Annotated in this window: 17 protein-coding genes and 6 tRNA genes; 5 read left to right on the top strand and 18 right to left on the bottom strand. The window is 35.7% G+C overall.

Features of this window, described 5'->3' with window-relative positions; genetic code table 11:
- Positions 1 to 17: 17 nt before the first annotated feature.
- Together RRY75_RS12195 and RRY75_RS12190 are read right to left on the bottom strand one after the other, a co-directional pair.
- Entirely contained in the window at positions 18 to 1,415 is a 1,398-nt protein-coding gene (locus RRY75_RS12195) for an ATP-binding protein (RefSeq protein WP_332492914.1), read from the bottom strand.
- Between the two features lie 3 nt (positions 1,416 to 1,418).
- Positions 1,419 to 2,123: a response regulator transcription factor gene (locus tag RRY75_RS12190; protein ID WP_332492913.1), complete on the bottom strand. Its 705-nt coding sequence runs from the start codon at positions 2,121 to 2,123 to the stop codon at positions 1,419 to 1,421.
- A 150-nt stretch (positions 2,124 to 2,273) separates the two neighbouring features.
- Between RRY75_RS12190 and RRY75_RS12185 the strand changes: the two genes are divergently transcribed.
- From RRY75_RS12185 to RRY75_RS12175, 3 genes are all read left to right on the top strand, one after another.
- Complete coding sequence (locus RRY75_RS12185; RefSeq protein ID WP_332492911.1) at positions 2,274 to 2,708, top strand: hypothetical protein; 435 nt, start codon at positions 2,274 to 2,276, stop codon at positions 2,706 to 2,708.
- 65 nt (positions 2,709 to 2,773) lie between these two features.
- Positions 2,774 to 3,688: a TIGR01212 family radical SAM protein gene (locus tag RRY75_RS12180; protein ID WP_332492909.1), complete on the top strand. Its 915-nt coding sequence runs from the start codon at positions 2,774 to 2,776 to the stop codon at positions 3,686 to 3,688.
- Positions 3,689 to 3,754: 66 nt separating this feature from the next.
- A complete protein-coding gene (locus tag RRY75_RS12175) occupies positions 3,755 to 4,279 on the top strand; it encodes a DUF4364 family protein (protein WP_332492907.1) in 525 nt (174 codons plus the stop codon).
- 131 nt (positions 4,280 to 4,410) lie between these two features.
- Here the strand turns inward: RRY75_RS12175 and RRY75_RS12170 are convergent.
- From RRY75_RS12170 to tig, 9 genes are all read right to left on the bottom strand, one after another.
- Positions 4,411 to 4,485 (bottom strand) — tRNA-Pro (locus RRY75_RS12170).
- 8 nt (positions 4,486 to 4,493) lie between these two features.
- Positions 4,494 to 4,565: transfer RNA gene (locus tag RRY75_RS12165), tRNA-Gly, on the bottom strand.
- 82 nt (positions 4,566 to 4,647) lie between these two features.
- A complete protein-coding gene (locus RRY75_RS12160) occupies positions 4,648 to 4,881 on the bottom strand; it encodes a hypothetical protein (protein WP_332492905.1) in 234 nt (77 codons plus the stop codon).
- A gap of 105 nt (positions 4,882 to 4,986) precedes the next feature.
- On the bottom strand, positions 4,987 to 5,652 hold the full coding sequence (gene yihA / locus RRY75_RS12155; RefSeq protein WP_332492903.1) for a ribosome biogenesis GTP-binding protein YihA/YsxC: 666 nt from the start codon (positions 5,650 to 5,652) through the stop codon (positions 4,987 to 4,989).
- Between the two features lie 15 nt (positions 5,653 to 5,667).
- Positions 5,668 to 7,977: an endopeptidase La gene (lon, locus tag RRY75_RS12150; protein WP_332492901.1), complete on the bottom strand. Its 2,310-nt coding sequence runs from the start codon at positions 7,975 to 7,977 to the stop codon at positions 5,668 to 5,670.
- A gap of 139 nt (positions 7,978 to 8,116) precedes the next feature.
- Positions 8,117 to 9,757, bottom strand: a complete 1,641-nt coding sequence (gene lonB / locus RRY75_RS12145) for an ATP-dependent protease LonB (protein WP_332492899.1) — start codon at positions 9,755 to 9,757, stop codon at positions 8,117 to 8,119.
- A gap of 88 nt (positions 9,758 to 9,845) precedes the next feature.
- Positions 9,846 to 11,138 carry an ATP-dependent Clp protease ATP-binding subunit ClpX gene (gene clpX, locus RRY75_RS12140; protein ID WP_332492898.1) on the bottom strand — a complete coding sequence of 431 codons (1,293 nt, stop codon included), beginning with the start codon at positions 11,136 to 11,138 and terminating at the stop codon, positions 9,846 to 9,848.
- Positions 11,139 to 11,156: 18 nt separating this feature from the next.
- Positions 11,157 to 11,741 carry an ATP-dependent Clp endopeptidase proteolytic subunit ClpP gene (clpP, locus tag RRY75_RS12135; protein ID WP_332492896.1) on the bottom strand — a complete coding sequence of 195 codons (585 nt, stop codon included), beginning with the start codon at positions 11,739 to 11,741 and terminating at the stop codon, positions 11,157 to 11,159.
- Positions 11,742 to 11,796: 55 nt separating this feature from the next.
- Entirely contained in the window at positions 11,797 to 13,095 is a 1,299-nt protein-coding gene (gene tig / locus RRY75_RS12130) for a trigger factor (protein WP_332492894.1), read from the bottom strand.
- Between the two features lie 243 nt (positions 13,096 to 13,338).
- On the opposite strand from tig, the gene RRY75_RS12125 reads away from it, so the two are divergent.
- A complete protein-coding gene (locus tag RRY75_RS12125; RefSeq protein WP_332492892.1) occupies positions 13,339 to 13,770 on the top strand; it encodes a hypothetical protein in 432 nt (143 codons plus the stop codon).
- Positions 13,771 to 13,853: 83 nt separating this feature from the next.
- Here the strand turns inward: RRY75_RS12125 and RRY75_RS12120 are convergent, their stop codons facing one another.
- Positions 13,854 to 14,396, bottom strand: coding sequence for a DJ-1 family glyoxalase III (locus tag RRY75_RS12120; RefSeq protein ID WP_332492890.1), 543 nt, complete (start codon positions 14,394 to 14,396; stop codon positions 13,854 to 13,856).
- Positions 14,397 to 14,585: 189 nt separating this feature from the next.
- On the opposite strand from RRY75_RS12120, the gene RRY75_RS12115 reads away from it, so the two are divergent.
- On the top strand, positions 14,586 to 15,038 hold the full coding sequence (locus tag RRY75_RS12115) for a CYTH domain-containing protein (RefSeq protein WP_332492888.1): 453 nt from the start codon (positions 14,586 to 14,588) through the stop codon (positions 15,036 to 15,038).
- Positions 15,039 to 15,381: 343 nt separating this feature from the next.
- Here RRY75_RS12115 and RRY75_RS12110 read toward each other — a convergent pair whose 3' ends face one another.
- From RRY75_RS12110 to RRY75_RS12085, 6 genes are all read right to left on the bottom strand, one after another.
- Complete coding sequence (locus RRY75_RS12110) at positions 15,382 to 15,588, bottom strand: hypothetical protein (RefSeq protein ID WP_332492886.1); 207 nt, start codon at positions 15,586 to 15,588, stop codon at positions 15,382 to 15,384.
- Positions 15,589 to 15,746: 158 nt separating this feature from the next.
- Complete coding sequence (locus tag RRY75_RS12105; RefSeq protein ID WP_332527859.1) at positions 15,747 to 16,406, bottom strand: hypothetical protein; 660 nt, start codon at positions 16,404 to 16,406, stop codon at positions 15,747 to 15,749.
- Between the two features lie 451 nt (positions 16,407 to 16,857).
- Positions 16,858 to 16,929 (bottom strand) — tRNA-Gln (locus RRY75_RS12100).
- Between the two features lie 93 nt (positions 16,930 to 17,022).
- A tRNA-Gln gene (locus RRY75_RS12095) sits at positions 17,023 to 17,094 on the bottom strand.
- Between the two features lie 6 nt (positions 17,095 to 17,100).
- Positions 17,101 to 17,174, bottom strand: a tRNA-Arg gene (locus RRY75_RS12090).
- A gap of 4 nt (positions 17,175 to 17,178) precedes the next feature.
- Positions 17,179 to 17,249: transfer RNA gene (locus tag RRY75_RS12085), tRNA-Gly, on the bottom strand.
- Positions 17,250 to 17,331 lie beyond the last annotated feature (82 nt).

Here is a 17,331-nt window from a genome sequence, read left to right as displayed (position 1 = left end):
ATTTACTTGCCTAAATATTATTTATTGGACTCAGGAAATATAACTTTAAAGGTACTTCCCTCATTTTCCATACTCTTAATTTCTATAGTTCCTTTATAGAGCTCTACAATATGCTTAACAATAGAAAGACCAAGACCTGTCCCACCACTCTTCCTTGACCTACTCTTATCTACACGATAAAATCTTTCAAAGATATGTGGTAAACTATCTTGTGGAATACCAATACCCGTATCTTCTATACAAAATACTTTTTTCCCCTCTTCTACATAAGTAGAAATCGATACTTGCCCTTTATCTGTATACTTAATTGCATTACTTACCATATTCATAATCACTTGTTTAATATAGTCTGTACTTGCATGCTCAAGTATAAGTACATCCTTCTCTTCAAAGTTTAATACAACCTGTTTTTCTCTAGCATCTTGTCCTAACATAGAACAAACTTCTTCTATAAGCGGTGTAAAGTGAACCATGCCACCTTGATTGTTCTCCATATTTTCAATTTCAGATAAACATAAAATATCTTGTATCAAACGGTATAAGCGTTTCGCTTCAATATCAATAATATCAATAAATCTTAAAGCTACTTCTTTATTCTCGATAGCCCCTCCTTTTAACGTTTCAGCAAAGCCTTGTATACTTGTAAGAGGGGTTTTCAACTCATGAGACACATTACTTACAAACTGATAACGCATGGCCTCTAACTGCCTTGTCTGAGTAATATCACGAATAGAAATAATAAATCCATAATTTTTATCATCTTTACTAATAGGTCCTATTCTAAAATGCAAAATCTGCTCATTTTTTAAGAACTCACAAGAATCATAGCCCTCGCCTCGAATAGCTTTTTCAATCACTGGTACAACCTTTGGATCACGCATCAAAGTTAACACCGATTGATTTCTTATAGCCTCTCCACCTATCAAAGATTTGACCTGCTTATTACCTTCTGTAATATAGCCTTCTTCATCTAAAATGATAATCGCCTCATTTAAGTTGCTTACAATAGACTCTGCCTTTGTCTTTTGATATTGAAGTTTTCTAATCGCTCTGTGAAGACGCTCTCCCATATCATCTAAAGCACTTGCAAGTTGCTGCACTTCTGGCATACTATAATTTTTTACTTGATGGACATACTCTCCTTTAGCAAATGCACTGGCTTCATCTGTCATATTCTGCATTGGAACAATGATGTCCTGAATAAATTTTCTAAGTATCCAGTATATAATGATCGAAGCCATTATAGTTATCCCCGTCGTTTTGTAAATCATTTGGGTGCCCATTCTTATAGCTGTATCTGTATTTAACAATCCTCTCAAGCTTAATTCTTCGTAGCCCAAATAACAACTGCTCATATAAATAAGTGCTAATACCCATATGACCACTATAACAGGCAAAATAATTTTTTTCTTCATGCCCTACTCCTTTGCAAATCGGTATCCTACACCCCGTACTGTCTCAATGCACTCTTCTAACCCATATTGCGTTAGCTTAGAGCGCAAATAACGAATATGTACATCCACAGTTCTTGTCTCACCATAGTATTCATATCCCCAAATACGGTCTAGAAGTACTTCACGCGTCATAACACGCCCCTTATTTTGCATAAGTAGCTTTAGAATCTCGAACTCTTTAAGCGTTAATTCAAACACTTTGTCCTTGTAAAGCACCTTATGACTATCTATATCTAATCTAAGTCCTTTAAACTGAAGTTCTGTATCTTCTTCTTGATTTCCCTTTTCCAAACGCTGATTTCTTCGCATAACTGCATTTGCACGAGCTACTACCTCTCTTACACTAAAAGGCTTGGTAATATAGTCATCGGCACCAAGTTCTAATCCAATAATTTTATCAATTTCTTCTGCCTTAGCTGTAATCATAATAATTGGCATATTCTGCGTCCGTGGATTACTTCTGTATTTTTTAAGCGCTGTCATACCATCCATATCAGGAAGCATAATATCTAGAAGTGTCAAATCTACTGTCACTTCACTTAAAATTTTGTCTGCTTCTTGGATACAGGTTGCTGTAAAAACTTTAAAGCCATTTTGAGATAAATTATAGGCAATGAGTTCTAAAATATGTTCTTCATCATCTACTATTAAAATTTTATTTTTTTTCATATTTATCCTCCGCTCTTTTGTTTATCTATTCATTATAATCTTTCTAAAAGTATAAGTAAATTTACCAGACACCTTTTTGATAACTTTGGATATAATAAGTGATAGAGAGCGACTTTTTCTATTTATTTTTCACATTAAGGGGGATTTAAAATGTCAAAGCTACTTAGTAAACAAGAACTTGAAGCTCACATTCAGCAATTCCGTGATATTTTAGCACATTTCGATTATAGTTCATTAAAAAACATACGCTTTTTCAACTTAGAATCTTTATATGCGTACATGGATACTGTAGAAAGCAATCCATTCAAAGAACAATATGATGCATTACAAAAAGAATTGGATTATCTTCAACCTTATCTTCCTTTTGTATCTTCTGAACGTGCAGCTCATTTCTTAACCGCTATGTCTAAAGCTCATGATGACAATGAAATTGCCGAAATAAAAAAAGATTATACCCAAAAGCTTCGTAAAGATTTCATTAATATTGCACGTACAATGACAACAAATGATCAATGGACTTCCTTACTTTCAACTTGTGAAGAAATTCGTCTACACAAAGAAGAAACGAGCCTTGCTAGTTATTAAATAAAAGGTATAATAAAAAACAAGGCCATGCCTTGTTTTTTATTATACTCAGAAAGGATTTTTTCATGTCAAATGCTTCAAGATTTTATAGTTTAAACGATTTCCTTAAGGAACGCCACCAAGAAAAAGTAATGAAACTCTCTCTAGATGGAGGCTACACTTGCCCTAACCGAGATGGAAAAGTTGCTTCTGGTGGATGTATCTTTTGTAGTAGCCGTGGAAGTGGTGACTTTACAAGTTCTTCTACCAAATCTATTACTGAACAAATGCAAGATAACATTGAACTTTTATCCAATAAATGGCCAAATGTAAAAAAATATATGCCTTACTTTCAAGCTTACTCTAGTACATATGCATCTTTAGATATCCTACAAAAACAGTACGAAGAAGCACTGAGTTTTCCAGGTGTAGTCGGGCTCGCCATTGCCACGCGTCCTGACTGTTTAGAAGATGATGTCCTTGAGTATTTATCTACACTTAATCAACGCACCCATTTGTGGGTAGAGTTAGGCCTTCAAACCATTCATCCTACAACAAGTAAATTTATTAATCGTGGACATGATTTAGCTTGTTTTGAAGAAGCGGTATACAAACTTCACCACTTAGGCATCGAAGTTGTTGCGCATATGATTATTGGACTCCCTTATGAAAGTCGTGAAGATATTTTAGCAACAGCCTCTTACATCTCAAAACTTCCACTACAAGGTGTTAAAATGCATATGCTTCACGTTGTGGATAACGCACCTCTTGGTAAGCTCTATACAAAAGAACCTTTTTCCCTTTTATCTGAAGATGAATATGTAGAAATCGTAGGAGAAGTGCTTAAAATTCTCCCCCCTCATTTTGTCATCCACCGACTTACAGGAGACGGAGACCGTACCCACCTTATAGCACCTTTATGGACAGTGCGTAAGACGCTCGTTCTAAACCACATTCATAAATATTTAAAAGAGCATGACATCTATCAAGGTGGCAAATAAAACACATATTGTATTTTTCGTAACTTTAATATACAATATATATTAAAAAGCGTGAGGAGGTAGCCTATGTTTAATACAAACGAAGATTTTACGATCAATAAGCTTACTGTGCTCTATCTTTTATCTGAAGTTAAAATGCCTCTTACTCTTTCCCAAATCACGCAAATCGTTTTAGAAAGAGGCTATACGGATTATTTTTCCATGCAACAGTCTCTCAACGAACTTGTTGTATCAGACCTTATTTTAAAATCATCACAAAATAACGCTTCTTACTTTGACATTTCTGAAAAGGGACTTCAAACATTAGAGTTTTTTGCATCTAGAATTCCAAATTCTATTCGTTCAGAACTTGATACTTTTATTTCAAGCAATTGGAGAAAGCTTAGGACTCAAAGAGATGTAACAGCTGAATATATTCCAACGAAAGCACATGAATACATGGTAAATTGTAAAGTTACAGAACATGATTCAATACTTATCAATCTTTCTGTTAATGTGGCTTCTAAAAAACAAGCTATTACCCTTTGTGAAAAATGGAAAAATAACTCTGATAAATTATATAGTGAAATTTTAGAAATAATATCTCAATAAAAACAGCCTCTAGTTATTTGTCTAGAGGCTGTTTTTATCTTTATTCATAATCATAATTTACTTCTAATATTCTATCTATAATTCGGGAAATAAAAAAACGCCTAGATAAAGTCTAGACGTTTTTATTATCATCGGGGTGACAGGACTCGAACCTGCGGCCTCCTGAACCCAAATCAGGCGCTCTAGCCAAACTGAGCTACACCCCGAAAATAAGAGCGCGAGACGGGATTCGAACCCGCGACCCTCTCCTTGGCAAGGAGATGCTCTACCCCTGAGCCACTCACGCATATACTTTATTAATGTACTATATAGTACCTTCCGACAAGGAATATCTTATCACATATATCCACTAGAGTCAAGTCATCTTATCAACTTTTTTCCTCTTCATTAAAATAGTCACTCATCTCTCCAAATATATTGGCAATAGTCTCATCCATATAGATATTAGCTTGTCTTAATATAGGAAAATCTATATTACTATCCTCTTGATCCAGCATTTTTTCTCCACTTATGTTTTCTTTGTTCATTCTAGATGTTTCTTCTAATACAGATAAATCTAAACGACCATTTTTAAAATAATAGCATTTTGATATTTCTTTCATCGAATGCACCTCTCTATCTCTTTCCATTTTAACATTTTTCAAATATTCTTTCAATATTTTTTTCCAATAAAAGGGAGTGAAAGTATTCCTTTCACTCCCTTTTTCTTAATCTTCTACTGATACCATTTCTTCCGCTTGTGCAACGGCTTCAACTTGTTCAAGTATCTCAGCTTGTTCATTGTTGTAATCTACAATAACACCATCTAACATATTCCAAATCTCATCTTTGCCTTGTTTAGTCACAGATGAAAAGGCCATAATTCTATCTGTTGGACGAAGGCCTAATCCTTTTTTGACCATAGCCATATGTTTTTGAACTTGGCTACGATTTAATTTATCTGCCTTAGTTGCAATAACATTTACACGCTCATAGTAATGCGCTACCCAGTCATACATCATCTTATCATTTTTACCCACTTCATGACGGATATCAATAAGAAGAATAACTTCTTTCAAATTTTCTCTGTTACAAAGGTAATCTTCTATTAATTTACCCCATTTTTCACGTGATGTCTTAGACACCTTCGCATAGCCATACCCTGGTAAATCTACGAAACGAATTTGATCTTGTACAGCATAGAAGTTAATTGTTTGTGTTTTACCTGGTTGTGAGCTTGTTCTAGCCAATGCCTTACGGTTCACAAGGCAGTTAAGAAGTGATGACTTCCCTACGTTTGATTTACCTGCAAAAGCTACTTCTGGCATGTTCATCTCCGGAAACTGTGATTTGTTCCCTGCTGTTATAATAAGTTCTGCTTTTGTTACGTTCATGTGTTCCTCCTAATATTATGCAAAGACATGTAAAAGGACATCGTCCATTGTTTCAGCATAAATAACTTTCATGCCTTCTAACACATCTGCATCTATTTCTAATATATTTTTTTGATTTTCTTGCGGTACTATGACTTCAAAAATTCCTGCACGCTTAGCAGCCAATATCTTTTCTTTTAGTCCACCTATAGCTAGCACACGTCCACGAATGGTAATTTCTCCTGTCATAGCAATATCATTGCGCACTGCCTTTTGCGTCAGTGCAGAAATAATAGCTGTTGCCATTGTTATCCCTGCTGAAGGGCCATCTTTGGGTACTGCTCCTTCTGGTATATGAATATGAATATCAATGCCTTGATAAAAATCTTTTTTAAGTCCTAATATTTCTCGCTTAGATCGAATAAAACTCATAGCAGCTCTAGCGGATTCTTTCATCACATTTCCCATATTTCCCGTGAGTTCAAAACTGCCTTTGCCATCCATCACATTGACTTCAATAGACAGTGTGTCCCCACCTACTGCTGTCCAAGCTAAACCTCTCACTACACCTACTTGAGGTTTTCTATTTTTTTCTTCATAAGTCACTTTTGGTGCTCCTAAATAGTTTTGCACTTTTTTCGGATTCATAGTCACAGACTTTTTATTTTCTGTAGCCATCTCACGTGTTGCCTTACGACAAAGTGTACCAATTTGACGTTCTAAGTTACGTACACCAGCTTCTCTTGTATAATGTTCAACAACAAATTTAAGCGCTTCTTCAGAGATTTTTAAACTTTTCTTGTTCAGACCATGTTTTTTAAGCTCTTTTGGAATTAAATAGCGTTCTGCAATTTGAAGTTTTTCAAGTGCAGTATAACTGCTCACTTCTATCACTTCCATACGGTCCAGTAATGGACGTGGTATAGTAGAAAGTGAATTAGCTGTTGCTACAAACAATACTTTACTTAAATCCACAGGTACTTCTAAGTAATGATCTCTAAAGCTATGATTCTGGGCACTATCTAAAATTTCGAGAAGGGCTGCTGCTGGGTCCCCTCTAAAGTCTCCCATCATTTTATCAATCTCATCTAAAAGCATAAGTGGATTGTTAGATCCTGCTTGAGTAAGTGCTGTAGCAAAGCGTCCTGGCATGGCCCCTACATAAGTTCTTCTATGCCCTCTAATCTCAGCTTCATCCCTTATACCACCCAAAGAAATACGCACATAGTTTCTTCCTGTAGCTTCTGCAATAGATTTAGCAATAGATGTCTTTCCTACCCCAGGAGGTCCTACTAAACATAAAATAGGTGCTTCCGCTTGTTTTGAAAAATTCTTTACAGCCAAGAAGTCTAGTATACGCTCTTTTACTTGTGAAAGTCCATAATGATCGCGTTCTAATACGTCCTCTGCCACATTCAAATCCTCTATTTCTGGTGTAGACAACTCCCATGGCAAATCCAGAACAGCTTCAATATAGCTTCTTAACATGCTTGTTTCAGGTGAACTACTTGGCACTTTCATCAATCGGTTTATTTCTTTTTCTATCTTATTTTTGACTTCTTGAGGCATCTTATGGGCATCCATCTTTTTCTTATAGTTATCAATATCTGCTGTAAGGCCATCTTTATCCCCTAGCTCTTCTTGAATCACTTTCAGTTGCTCACGTAAAAAGTATTCTTTTTGTGTCTGATCAATATTATCTTTAACTTTATTATAAATTTGCTTTTGAATTTTAAGCACTTCTATTTCTTCTTGAAGGAGCTCAATCACCTTGTACATACGGCTTGAGGCATCTAAACACGCTAAGATTGCCTGCTTTTTAGCTACTTCTAAAGGCATATTGGCAATAATTAAGTCCATAACTTCCATAGGTGAGTTAGATCCTAATATGCTATATACCATATCCATTGAAAGCTTTGTATTTAAAGAAGCATAAGTCTCAAAAAGTTCGCCTACTGTACGCATAAGTGCTTCATTTTCTACCGTAAGCTCAACACCTTCTTCTGGAATTTCTTCTATGTAACCTTCCATATAATCTTTAGAAGTAATTTCTAGCAAGCGTGCACGCTTTATACCTTCTACGAGTACCTTAATAACTGGTGGTTTCAACTTTACAATTTGTTTAACTTTTACAATTGTTCCAATTTCGTATAAGTCAGTACTACCAGGCTCATCTAGTTTAGTATCTTTTTGTGTGACGAGTAAAAGTTCCTCATCCTGAAGCATTGCTGCTTCAATAGCTTTTACAGATTTTTCTCTCCCTACATCAAAATGAATAATCATATTTGGAAATATAGTTAACCCTTTAAGAGGGATTAAAGGCAAGTGTTTTCTTTCTTCTGTCATTTTAGTTTCCTTTCTGTCTATTTAATGATGGATATATAAATTACATTCTAATAGGGGCTGTGAGTAGCAGCCCTTATCGGAATAATTGTATTGTACTTAAGAAGTAAATGAGGTTGACTCTTGGAATAAATAGTCCATCTTATGCATGTAACATATTTTCTGCTTTTTTGGTAACTGGCATCTCCCAAAGATATTGGATGACTTCCTCTACTTTTTCTACTGGGATAACTTCTATATCTTCTTTAAGATAATTATCTTGCATATTGGCTTTTGGTATAATAACCGCTTTAGCACCTGCTTTTTGAGCTGCTCTAATCTTTTCGCTGACGCCTCCCACAGGGTATACTTCTCCATTGATAGTGACTTCACCAGTCATAGCAATATTGCCTGGCATAGGTTCTTCAAAGAGGGCTGAGTATAGGCTACAGAACATAGTAATCCCTGCTGATGGACCATCTACAGGAATGCCTGATGGAAAGTTAATATGAATATAGTAGTCCTCATACTCTACATTATACTGAACTTTGAGCAAAGTTAATACATTTTCAAGTGAACTGTATGCCATACTCTTGCGCTTTGCCTTACTACTATTCATCTTTAACTCTTCTTCTTCAATAACACCTGTAATATTACATCTACCTTTGCCACTTCCTACTTTCTTAGCAATGGATTCTACTTCTAAAACCATACCACTTGAGTGCCCCATTACACCTAGGCCGTTAACCTTACCTATATAATAGCCTGTATTCAGCTTTTTGTGAAGTGCTCTAGTGTAACCTCCTGATTTAACAATCCACTCAACATCTCCTTTTTCAATATCTGTCGTGTGCTCATAGAGCATTTTATTATATGCTGTTTGCAAAATACTTACAGCATCACGCCCATTAGTGGCATACTGCGTAATCATTTCTTTAGCCTCATCTTGAATAGGTAAATGTTCCTTTTCTACAACTCGGTCAATAATTTTCAAGATTTCTTCTTCATCTAAGTCTTTAAAGAAAATCTCTACACATCTAGACCTAAGGGCAGATGGAATTTCTTCTCTAGATCTAGTTGTTGCACCAATAAGTCTAAAGTCTGCTGGCAGACCATTTTTGAAAACATCATGAACATAGGCTGGCGTATTTTCATCATAAGCACTATAATAAGCACTTTCTAAGTAGACTTTACGATCTTCTAGTACTTTGAGTAGCTTATTCATCTGAATAGGGTGTAGCTCTCCAATCTCATCGATAAATAATACACCTCCATGAGCTTTAGTGACTGCACCTGGTTTAGGTTGTGGTACACCAGCTTGTCCATATGCCCCTGCTCCTTGATAAATAGGGTCATGAACAGAGCCCATCAAAGGGTCCGCAACACTCCTTTCATCAAAACGCAAAGTCGTAGCATCAATTTCTACAAATTTACTCTTAGATGTGAATGGTGAAAGTTCACATTGTTTAGCCATCTCTAAGGCAATACGAGCTGCTGCTGTCTTCCCTACACCCGGACTTCCATAGATTAAAATATGTTGAGGATTAGGGCTGCATAACGCTGTCTTAAGAGCACGTATCCCCTCTTCTTGTCCAATAATATCACGCTCTTCCTTAGGACGAAGCTTCTCCGTAAGTGGCTCTGACAGATGAATATATCTAAGCTTTTGCATCTTCTCATACTTTTCTTCTGAATCCTTGCAAATATTGGTTTTATTTTGCTTTGTATTTTTAAGTTGCATCAAAAAGTACAACCCTATAACACAGGAAAAAAAGAACTGTACCCCTATCAAAATTCCATTCATTTTCTAAAATCCTCCTTGCAAATCTGTTTTTTAGATTATTGCCGGAGGTAAAAAAAAATATGCAAGGCAATGCTGCCTTGCATATTTTTTATGCTGATTCTCCATCAGATTTTAATGGTTTTTTCTTAGACGCTTTCGTTGCATCTTTGTAAACAATCTCTGGATCAGCTTTATCTTTAACTGTTTCTGCACCAATGATAACCTTCTCTACATTTTCTGCTACAGAAGGTACTTCATACATCACTTCACGCATTACATCTTCCAAGATTGCGCGTAATCCACGTGCACCTGTTTGACGTTCAATAGCAAGATTTGCTACTGCTTCTAATGCATCTTGTGTGAAATCAAGTTCAATATGGTCATAGTTGAACAGTTTTTGATATTGTTTGATAAGAGCATTTTTAGGTTTACTTAAAATTAATTGAAGCGCTTCCTTATCTAAGCTATCAAGTGATACGATAGAAGGAATACGACCTACGAATTCTGGAATAAGTCCAAATTTAAGAAGGTCTTGTGGCTCTAATGATTTAAGAAGTTGACCTACACTCTTTTCTTTTTTACTTACGATGCTTGCACCAAATCCCATTGTTTTATGTCCAATACGATTTTCGATAATCTTATCGACGCCATCAAAAGCACCACCACAAATAAATAAGATATTTGTAGTATCGATTTGGATAAATTCTTGATGTGGGTGTTTTCTGCCACCTTGTGGTGGAACAGAAGCAACAGTACCTTCTAAAATTTTAAGAAGGGCTTGTTGTACACCTTCACCACTTACATCACGTGTAATAGATGGGTTCTCTGATTTTCTAGCAATCTTATCAATTTCATCGATATAGATAATACCCATTTGAGCTTTTTCTACATCGTAATTAGCTGCTTGAATAATTTTGAGTAAGATGTTTTCCACATCTTCACCTACGTAGCCTGCTTCTGTAAGTGCAGTTGCATCAGCAATAGCAAATGGTACGTTTAGCATTTTTGCAAGTGTCTGAGCGAGGAATGTTTTACCTGAACCTGTTGGTCCTAAAAGTAAAATATTACTTTTTTGGATTTCAACATCATCGTCTTTGTGGGAAGGAGAATTGATACGTTTATAGTGGTTATAAACTGCAACTGCTAAAGCTTTTTTAGCATCATCTTGGCCAATAACATATTGGTCAAGATGTGTTTTAATTTCTTTAGGTGTAGGCATATCTACCATACCCGCAGTTTCTTCATCACCTTCAAATTCTTCTTCTATAATCTCGGAGCAAAGTTCAATACACTCATCGCAAATATAAACTTGTGGACCAGCAATTAATCTTCTTACTTGATCTTGGCTTTTTCCACAGAATGAACATCTAAGCTGTTTTGTGTCATCAAATTTATTTGGCATGCTCCACCTCTTTTCTAATTATTTTTTTGCACGAATTACTTCATCAATAAGACCATAAACCTTTGCTTCTTCAGCATTCATGAAGTAATCTCTTTCTACATCTGCTTTAATCTTCTCAAGAGGTTGACCTGTATTTTGTGCAAGCATTTCATTCAATTTAGCCTTAGTTCTAATAATATGGTTAGCTTGAATTTCAATATCTGTTGCTTGCCCTTTAGCCCCACCAAGTGGTTGGTGAATCATAATTTCTGCATTTGGAAGAGCAAATCGTTTGCCGCGAGCTCCTCCTGCAAGTAAGAATGACCCCATACTTGCTGCCATTCCTATACAGATTGTCGATACATCACACTTAATGTATTGCATTGTATCATAAATAGCCATACCATCTGTGATTACACCACCTGGACTATTGATATAAAGCATAATATCTTTATCAGGGTCATCCGCTTCTAAGAATAAAAGCTGTGCAACAACTAAACTTGCTGTAACTTGGTTTACCTCGTCCCCTAAGATGATAATTCTATCTTTTAATAGACGTGAATAAATATCGTATGAACGTTCGCCTCTATTGGTTTGTTCTACAACAACTGGAACTAAGCTCATTTTTCACCCTCCCAACGCTTTCTATTTTGTTCTTTTATACAGTATTTTATATAAATTATTTTGTTTCTACTTTTGCTGTTGAAGTGATAAGTTCAGCTGCTTTTTGTACTCTAAGGTCTGAGCTTAACATTTCTCTTTCGTAAGCACCAAATGATTTTTTAAGTTCTTCTACTTCCATTTTGTAACGCGCTGCAAGTTTTTCAACTTCTGCAAGAACTTCTTCTTCTGTTACTTCAATGTTTTCAACTGCAACGATTTTTTCTAAAACTTCTCTTGAACGTAATTGGAACTCAGCATCTTTTCTGAAGTTTTCACGGAATTTGTCCATGTCCATACCTGTGAATTGTAAGTATTGAGCAAGTTCAAGACCTTGTTGTTTCATACGCATTTCGAATTCTTTAATGCTTCTATCCACTTGATCTTCGATCATGTTGTTTGGAACTGTAAGTTGTGCATTGTCTACAGCTTGTTGGATAGCTTGGTTTTCTACTTCTGATGTGTAGCTTGTTTCTTTTTCTGTTGTAAGTTTTGCTTTGATATCTGCTTTGTAATCAGCTAATGTTTCAAATTCTGAAACGTCTGCTGCAAAATCATCATTAATTGCTGGAAGTTCTTTAACTTTGATTTCTTTAACTGTTACTTTGAACATAGCTGGTTTACCTGCTAATTCTGCTGAGTGGTATTCAGCTGGGAATGTAACGTTTACTTCTACTTCTTTACCGATTTCAGCTCCGATTAATTGGTCTTCGAAGTTGTCGATAAATGTTTTTGAACCAATTACTAATGTGTAATCTTCACCTTTACCACCTTCGAATGCTTCACCATCTACAAATCCTTCAAAGTCAACAACAACTTTGTCTTGTGGTTGTACAGCACGATCAGCTACTGTAATTTCACGCGCATTTTTTTCTGCTTCAGCGTTGATTGCCATATCTACATCTTCATCGCTAACTTCAACTTTTGCAACTTCTACTGTAAGGTTTTTGTATTCACCAAGTTCCACTTCTGGTCTAACTGTGATGTGTGCAATATATTTCATGCCTTCTTTTGACATTTCAGCTACTTCTACATCTCCTTGACGAAGGCGTGCTGCCATAGCAATTTTATTTTCTTCTACAGCTTTTCCTAATGTATCATCAATGATGATATCTGCTGCTTTGTTAAAGAATACTTCTGGACCATACATTTTTTCAACCATAGCTTTAGGTACTTTACCTTTACGGAAACCTGGCATGTTGAAATCTTTTTTCATTTCGTTGTATGCTTTGTTTACCGCTGCAGCTACAACCTCTTGGCCAACCTCTACTGTAAGTGCTACGATGCTATTTTCTAGTACTTTTACTTCTGTATTCATTCAAATGATCCTCCTTGGATTTTAAAATTCGTTATGTTTAAGCGTAAATATTGCATTATAAATTAACATTCAATTATTATAGCATAGAAACTTCCCAAAATCTACTTGTATTCCTGATTTGTAAAATTTTATTAGATAACGCCATAATAAAGTTCCAAGTATTACATATAGTATGTGCCTATAAATTCATTTATAATCAATTTATGTGATGTTTTGTACGTATTCATAGAAAGGATAACCTTTATGGATGTTAGCTTTAAACAAATTTATATGCAAAATATCTCCCCCAAGCTTATGGGTATTGATCTGTTCTTAAAGAGCAATGATGCGCCGTATAACCCTATAGAGGTTGCTCTTATCTTAGGTATGCCCACACAGGAAGTAACGGATTTAATGGAGGAGCATAGGATTACTCATATAACACTTGTTGACTTTTTTACAATTGTTTCTCATGCTTCAAGTTATATATGTAGGCTTATAAAGCGCCAATGGAAGTATACGTTCTCCCAAACTTATACACCTGAAATGATTGCTTATATTTATGAACTTAACTTAACTAAAGTTCAAGCAGCATTTAGTACGCTAGGTAAATGCTACATAGCTCCAGATGAAATAATGGATGTATTTGGTCATATTCCAACCACAATTCTTGTTTTAGGTAGTCAGACTAAGTGATGGTATGAATTTTCAAGGGCTGTTACAGCGTTGCTGTAACAGCCCTTGTCTTATAATCTATCCAGATTTTAACAATTTTATTCTTAAAGAATAATCATTGCATTTTTGATTTGTTCTGCTTTTTCTTTACCTGCAGCAATTTCTAAGATTTGAAGTGCAAATTCGAAAGATGCACCAGCACCTTTACCTGTTACAATCTTATTGCTTACTACTGTACGGTCTTCAACATGTGTTGCTCCATGTAAGTATTGTTCAAATCCAGGGTAACAAGTTGCGTTTTCTCCTTCTAGTACACCAAATTTACCAAGTACACTTGGTCCTGCACAAATTGCCCCAATCCATTTATTGGCTGCTTTAAATTCTAAAACTTTATTTTTTACAAGTTCACTTGCATAAAGGTTATCTACACCTGGAAGGCCTCCTGGTAATACAACCATATCTATTTCATCGTAGTTTATATCTTCAGCTTTTTGATCCATTTGAATTTTAATTTGACGTGCACTTGCTACAACATCCCCGTCAACACCTGCCATAATGACTTCTACGCCACCTCTTCTTAACACGTCTACTACACTAAGTGCTTCAACTTCCTCATATCCTGTAGCAAAAAATACAACAACTTTCATTTATGTCACCTCTTTTAGTAGATTCTATCTCTATTCCTTATCTTATCACATTTACCCCTGTACCACAACGATACATGTAGTATAAAATACTATAATTATCTTATAAAATCTATCTATTTTTCAATCTATTTTTACACCATATTTTATGCTACAATAAAGACAAGAAGTATAAAAGAGGAGGTAGTCGTTATGGAGATTGAACGCAAATTTTTAATTAAAGAACTTCCCGACCTCAAGTTATATCCTAGAAAAAGAATCAAGCAAGGTTATATTTCTACAGACCCCGTTATTAGAATTAGACAGATGAATGACACCTGTTGTGTATGTCTTAAATCTCAAGGTCATATGATTCGCGAAGAATTTGAACTCGGCATCACCAAGGAGCAATGCGATGCACTTTGGAATAAAGTAGACAACCCTCCAGTGGAAAAAATACGCTACTTTATCCCTCTTGAAGGTGACCTCACTGCTGAACTTGATATTTACGCCGGACGTTTAGAAGGCTTACTTACCGTAGAAGTGGAATTCCCTTCTCCAATGGATGCCTCTAATTTTACTCCACCTGACTGGTTTGGAGCTGATATCACTCATGACAATCGTTATAAAAACAATTATCTTTCAGTATATGGTATGCCAAGTTAACTAAAAAAGCTCTATACACCTGATGTGTAACAGAGCCTTATTTCAGTATAAGTGTAAATGTTAATCCACTCTATGTGGCAACATTTACACTTATTTTTTATCTCCTATTGTTCTGATAGAGGCACCTTATATCTTTAGGATTTCTAACAACTATTTAAGCCCCTGAAGTTATTTAAAGTAATCTTATATTTTTACGATCACAAGAATAATCAAACACTTTGAACTATGCTCTAATTAATGCTATATAAATATCAAGAAGTTATGCAAAATAGCTTATCTTCAAGCAGTCTTATTCTCTTTAGTTATGTCATACTTGGCTTACTTCTATTAGGATTTATGGGCATTATTTATCAATCTCTTTTTTCATACGATTTAAAATGCATAAGAATACAATTTGTACAATAGCCATACTCAACAAACCTATATGCTCTGTTTGTGAACCTATACACAACTGTACCACATGCAAAATTAAACTTATACCTACACACCATAGCCCTTTTTCAAATTTAGCTTCTTTAACCGCTAACGCTTGAAAGGCTATGCCTATCAAAATATATCCCACTGTATTGGGCAGTAAATCTATATTCTAACGATTAAACCCTAAATAGAAGTTAAAGATAATAAGTAATAATCCCAAAAAATAGAGAAGGAGTACTACAAAGGCTTTCACCTATTGCTGTACTCCTTCTCTATCTTTATCCCAATTGGTTACACACCAACTTGTTCCTTAAATACTTCTAAACCTACTCGGTCAATATAATCTCCAAGACGTTCATGACCTTGCCCATTTTGAGCGTACACGTCTACAATCTTTTCAACAAGTGAGAATAACTTTTCTTCTTCTATAAGAGGCACAAACAAATCTCCAAGTCTTGGCCTTGCCCCGCCTTTACCACCTACATAGACACGCCACCCTTTAGTCACACCAATGAGTCCGATATCTCTTGTATGACTATCTGAACAGCTATGAGGACATCCACTTACACCTATTTTAAGTTTGTTTGGTAAATTTTGTCCGTGGTAAAGCCCATCTAGTTTTGCGCCTACGCCTACAGAATCATTTAACCCTTTTTTACAAAAAGTAGTTCCTGGACATATTTTAACACTGCGAACACATAATCCGATAGCCGCACCTGGCTTCATACCTAAATCTTCCCATACTGCATCTAAGTCATTTTCTTTAATACCTACTAGTGCAATACGCTGTGCCGCCGTCACCTTAAGTGCTGCAGCTCCATATTTTTCTGCCACATCTGCAATCTTTCTTAATTGCTCCGGGGTTACAAGTCCCCCTGTCAAATGGGGTGCTATTGCATAAGTCTCCTTATCACGTTGAAGTACTGCACCTTTTTCTAATAAATCGCCCATTGTTGTCCTCCTTATGCTATTATGCTTATTACCATTATACTTTACAGTACTTAAATTAAATATTTTAGTAACTATAACAATCATCAAGTAATAACTATAGTTATATGTTTTATATTAACATATTATAGGTCGATTTACAGAAAAATTTTATCTATATATTTCACCAATATATTTACTATCTCCTCCGAATAGCACCCTTTACTCTCCCTCACCTTAGCTAGTACAGGCTTGAATAATTTAATCTTTTTTCACTATATCCCCATTCTAAGCCTACTATTACAAAAATCAAGGCTTTCACCTTCTAAAAATCTTATACTTTCAACTCTGTGACTTGTTATTACCATAAAAAAAGCCCCTTTTTTTTAATACAAGATTCGTATAAAACTGATAAAAAATCCTGTCTCTTAAAAGTGACCTTTTTCTTTAAAAACCTTTATTCCTAATACTTTAACTGGGCTGGAAGGATTCGAACCTTCGGATGCAGGAGTCAGAATCCTGTGCCTTACCGCTTGGCGACAACCCAATATGTTTAACTTTTATAATTTTATCATATAAATTCCAAAAATTCAAGAGGATAAAAAAAAATAGACTCCCGAAGTAGTCTATTTTTTTAATACAGGGCTAGAAGGATTCGAACCTTCGAATGCAGGAATCAAAATCCTGTGCCTTACCGCTTGGCGATAACCCTATACAGCGTATCCACAGGGATTCGAACCCCGGACCCACGCCTTAGAAGGGCGTTGCTCTATCCAGCTGAGCTATGGATACATAAAGCGGGTGATGGGAATCGAACCCACGTGGCCAGCTTGGAAGGCTGGTGTTCTACCATTGAACTACACCCGCATGTTAATGCGTTATTTATTGAATTTTAAAAATGCGGGTGAAGGGAGTCGAACCCCCACGCCAATGGCGCTAGATCCTAAGT

The organism is Niameybacter sp., from assembly GCF_036655075.1.
In the GTDB taxonomy this organism is placed as follows: Bacteria; Bacillota; Clostridia; order Lachnospirales; family Cellulosilyticaceae; genus Holtiella.
This window is presented reverse-complemented; position numbering and strand designations above follow the sequence as displayed.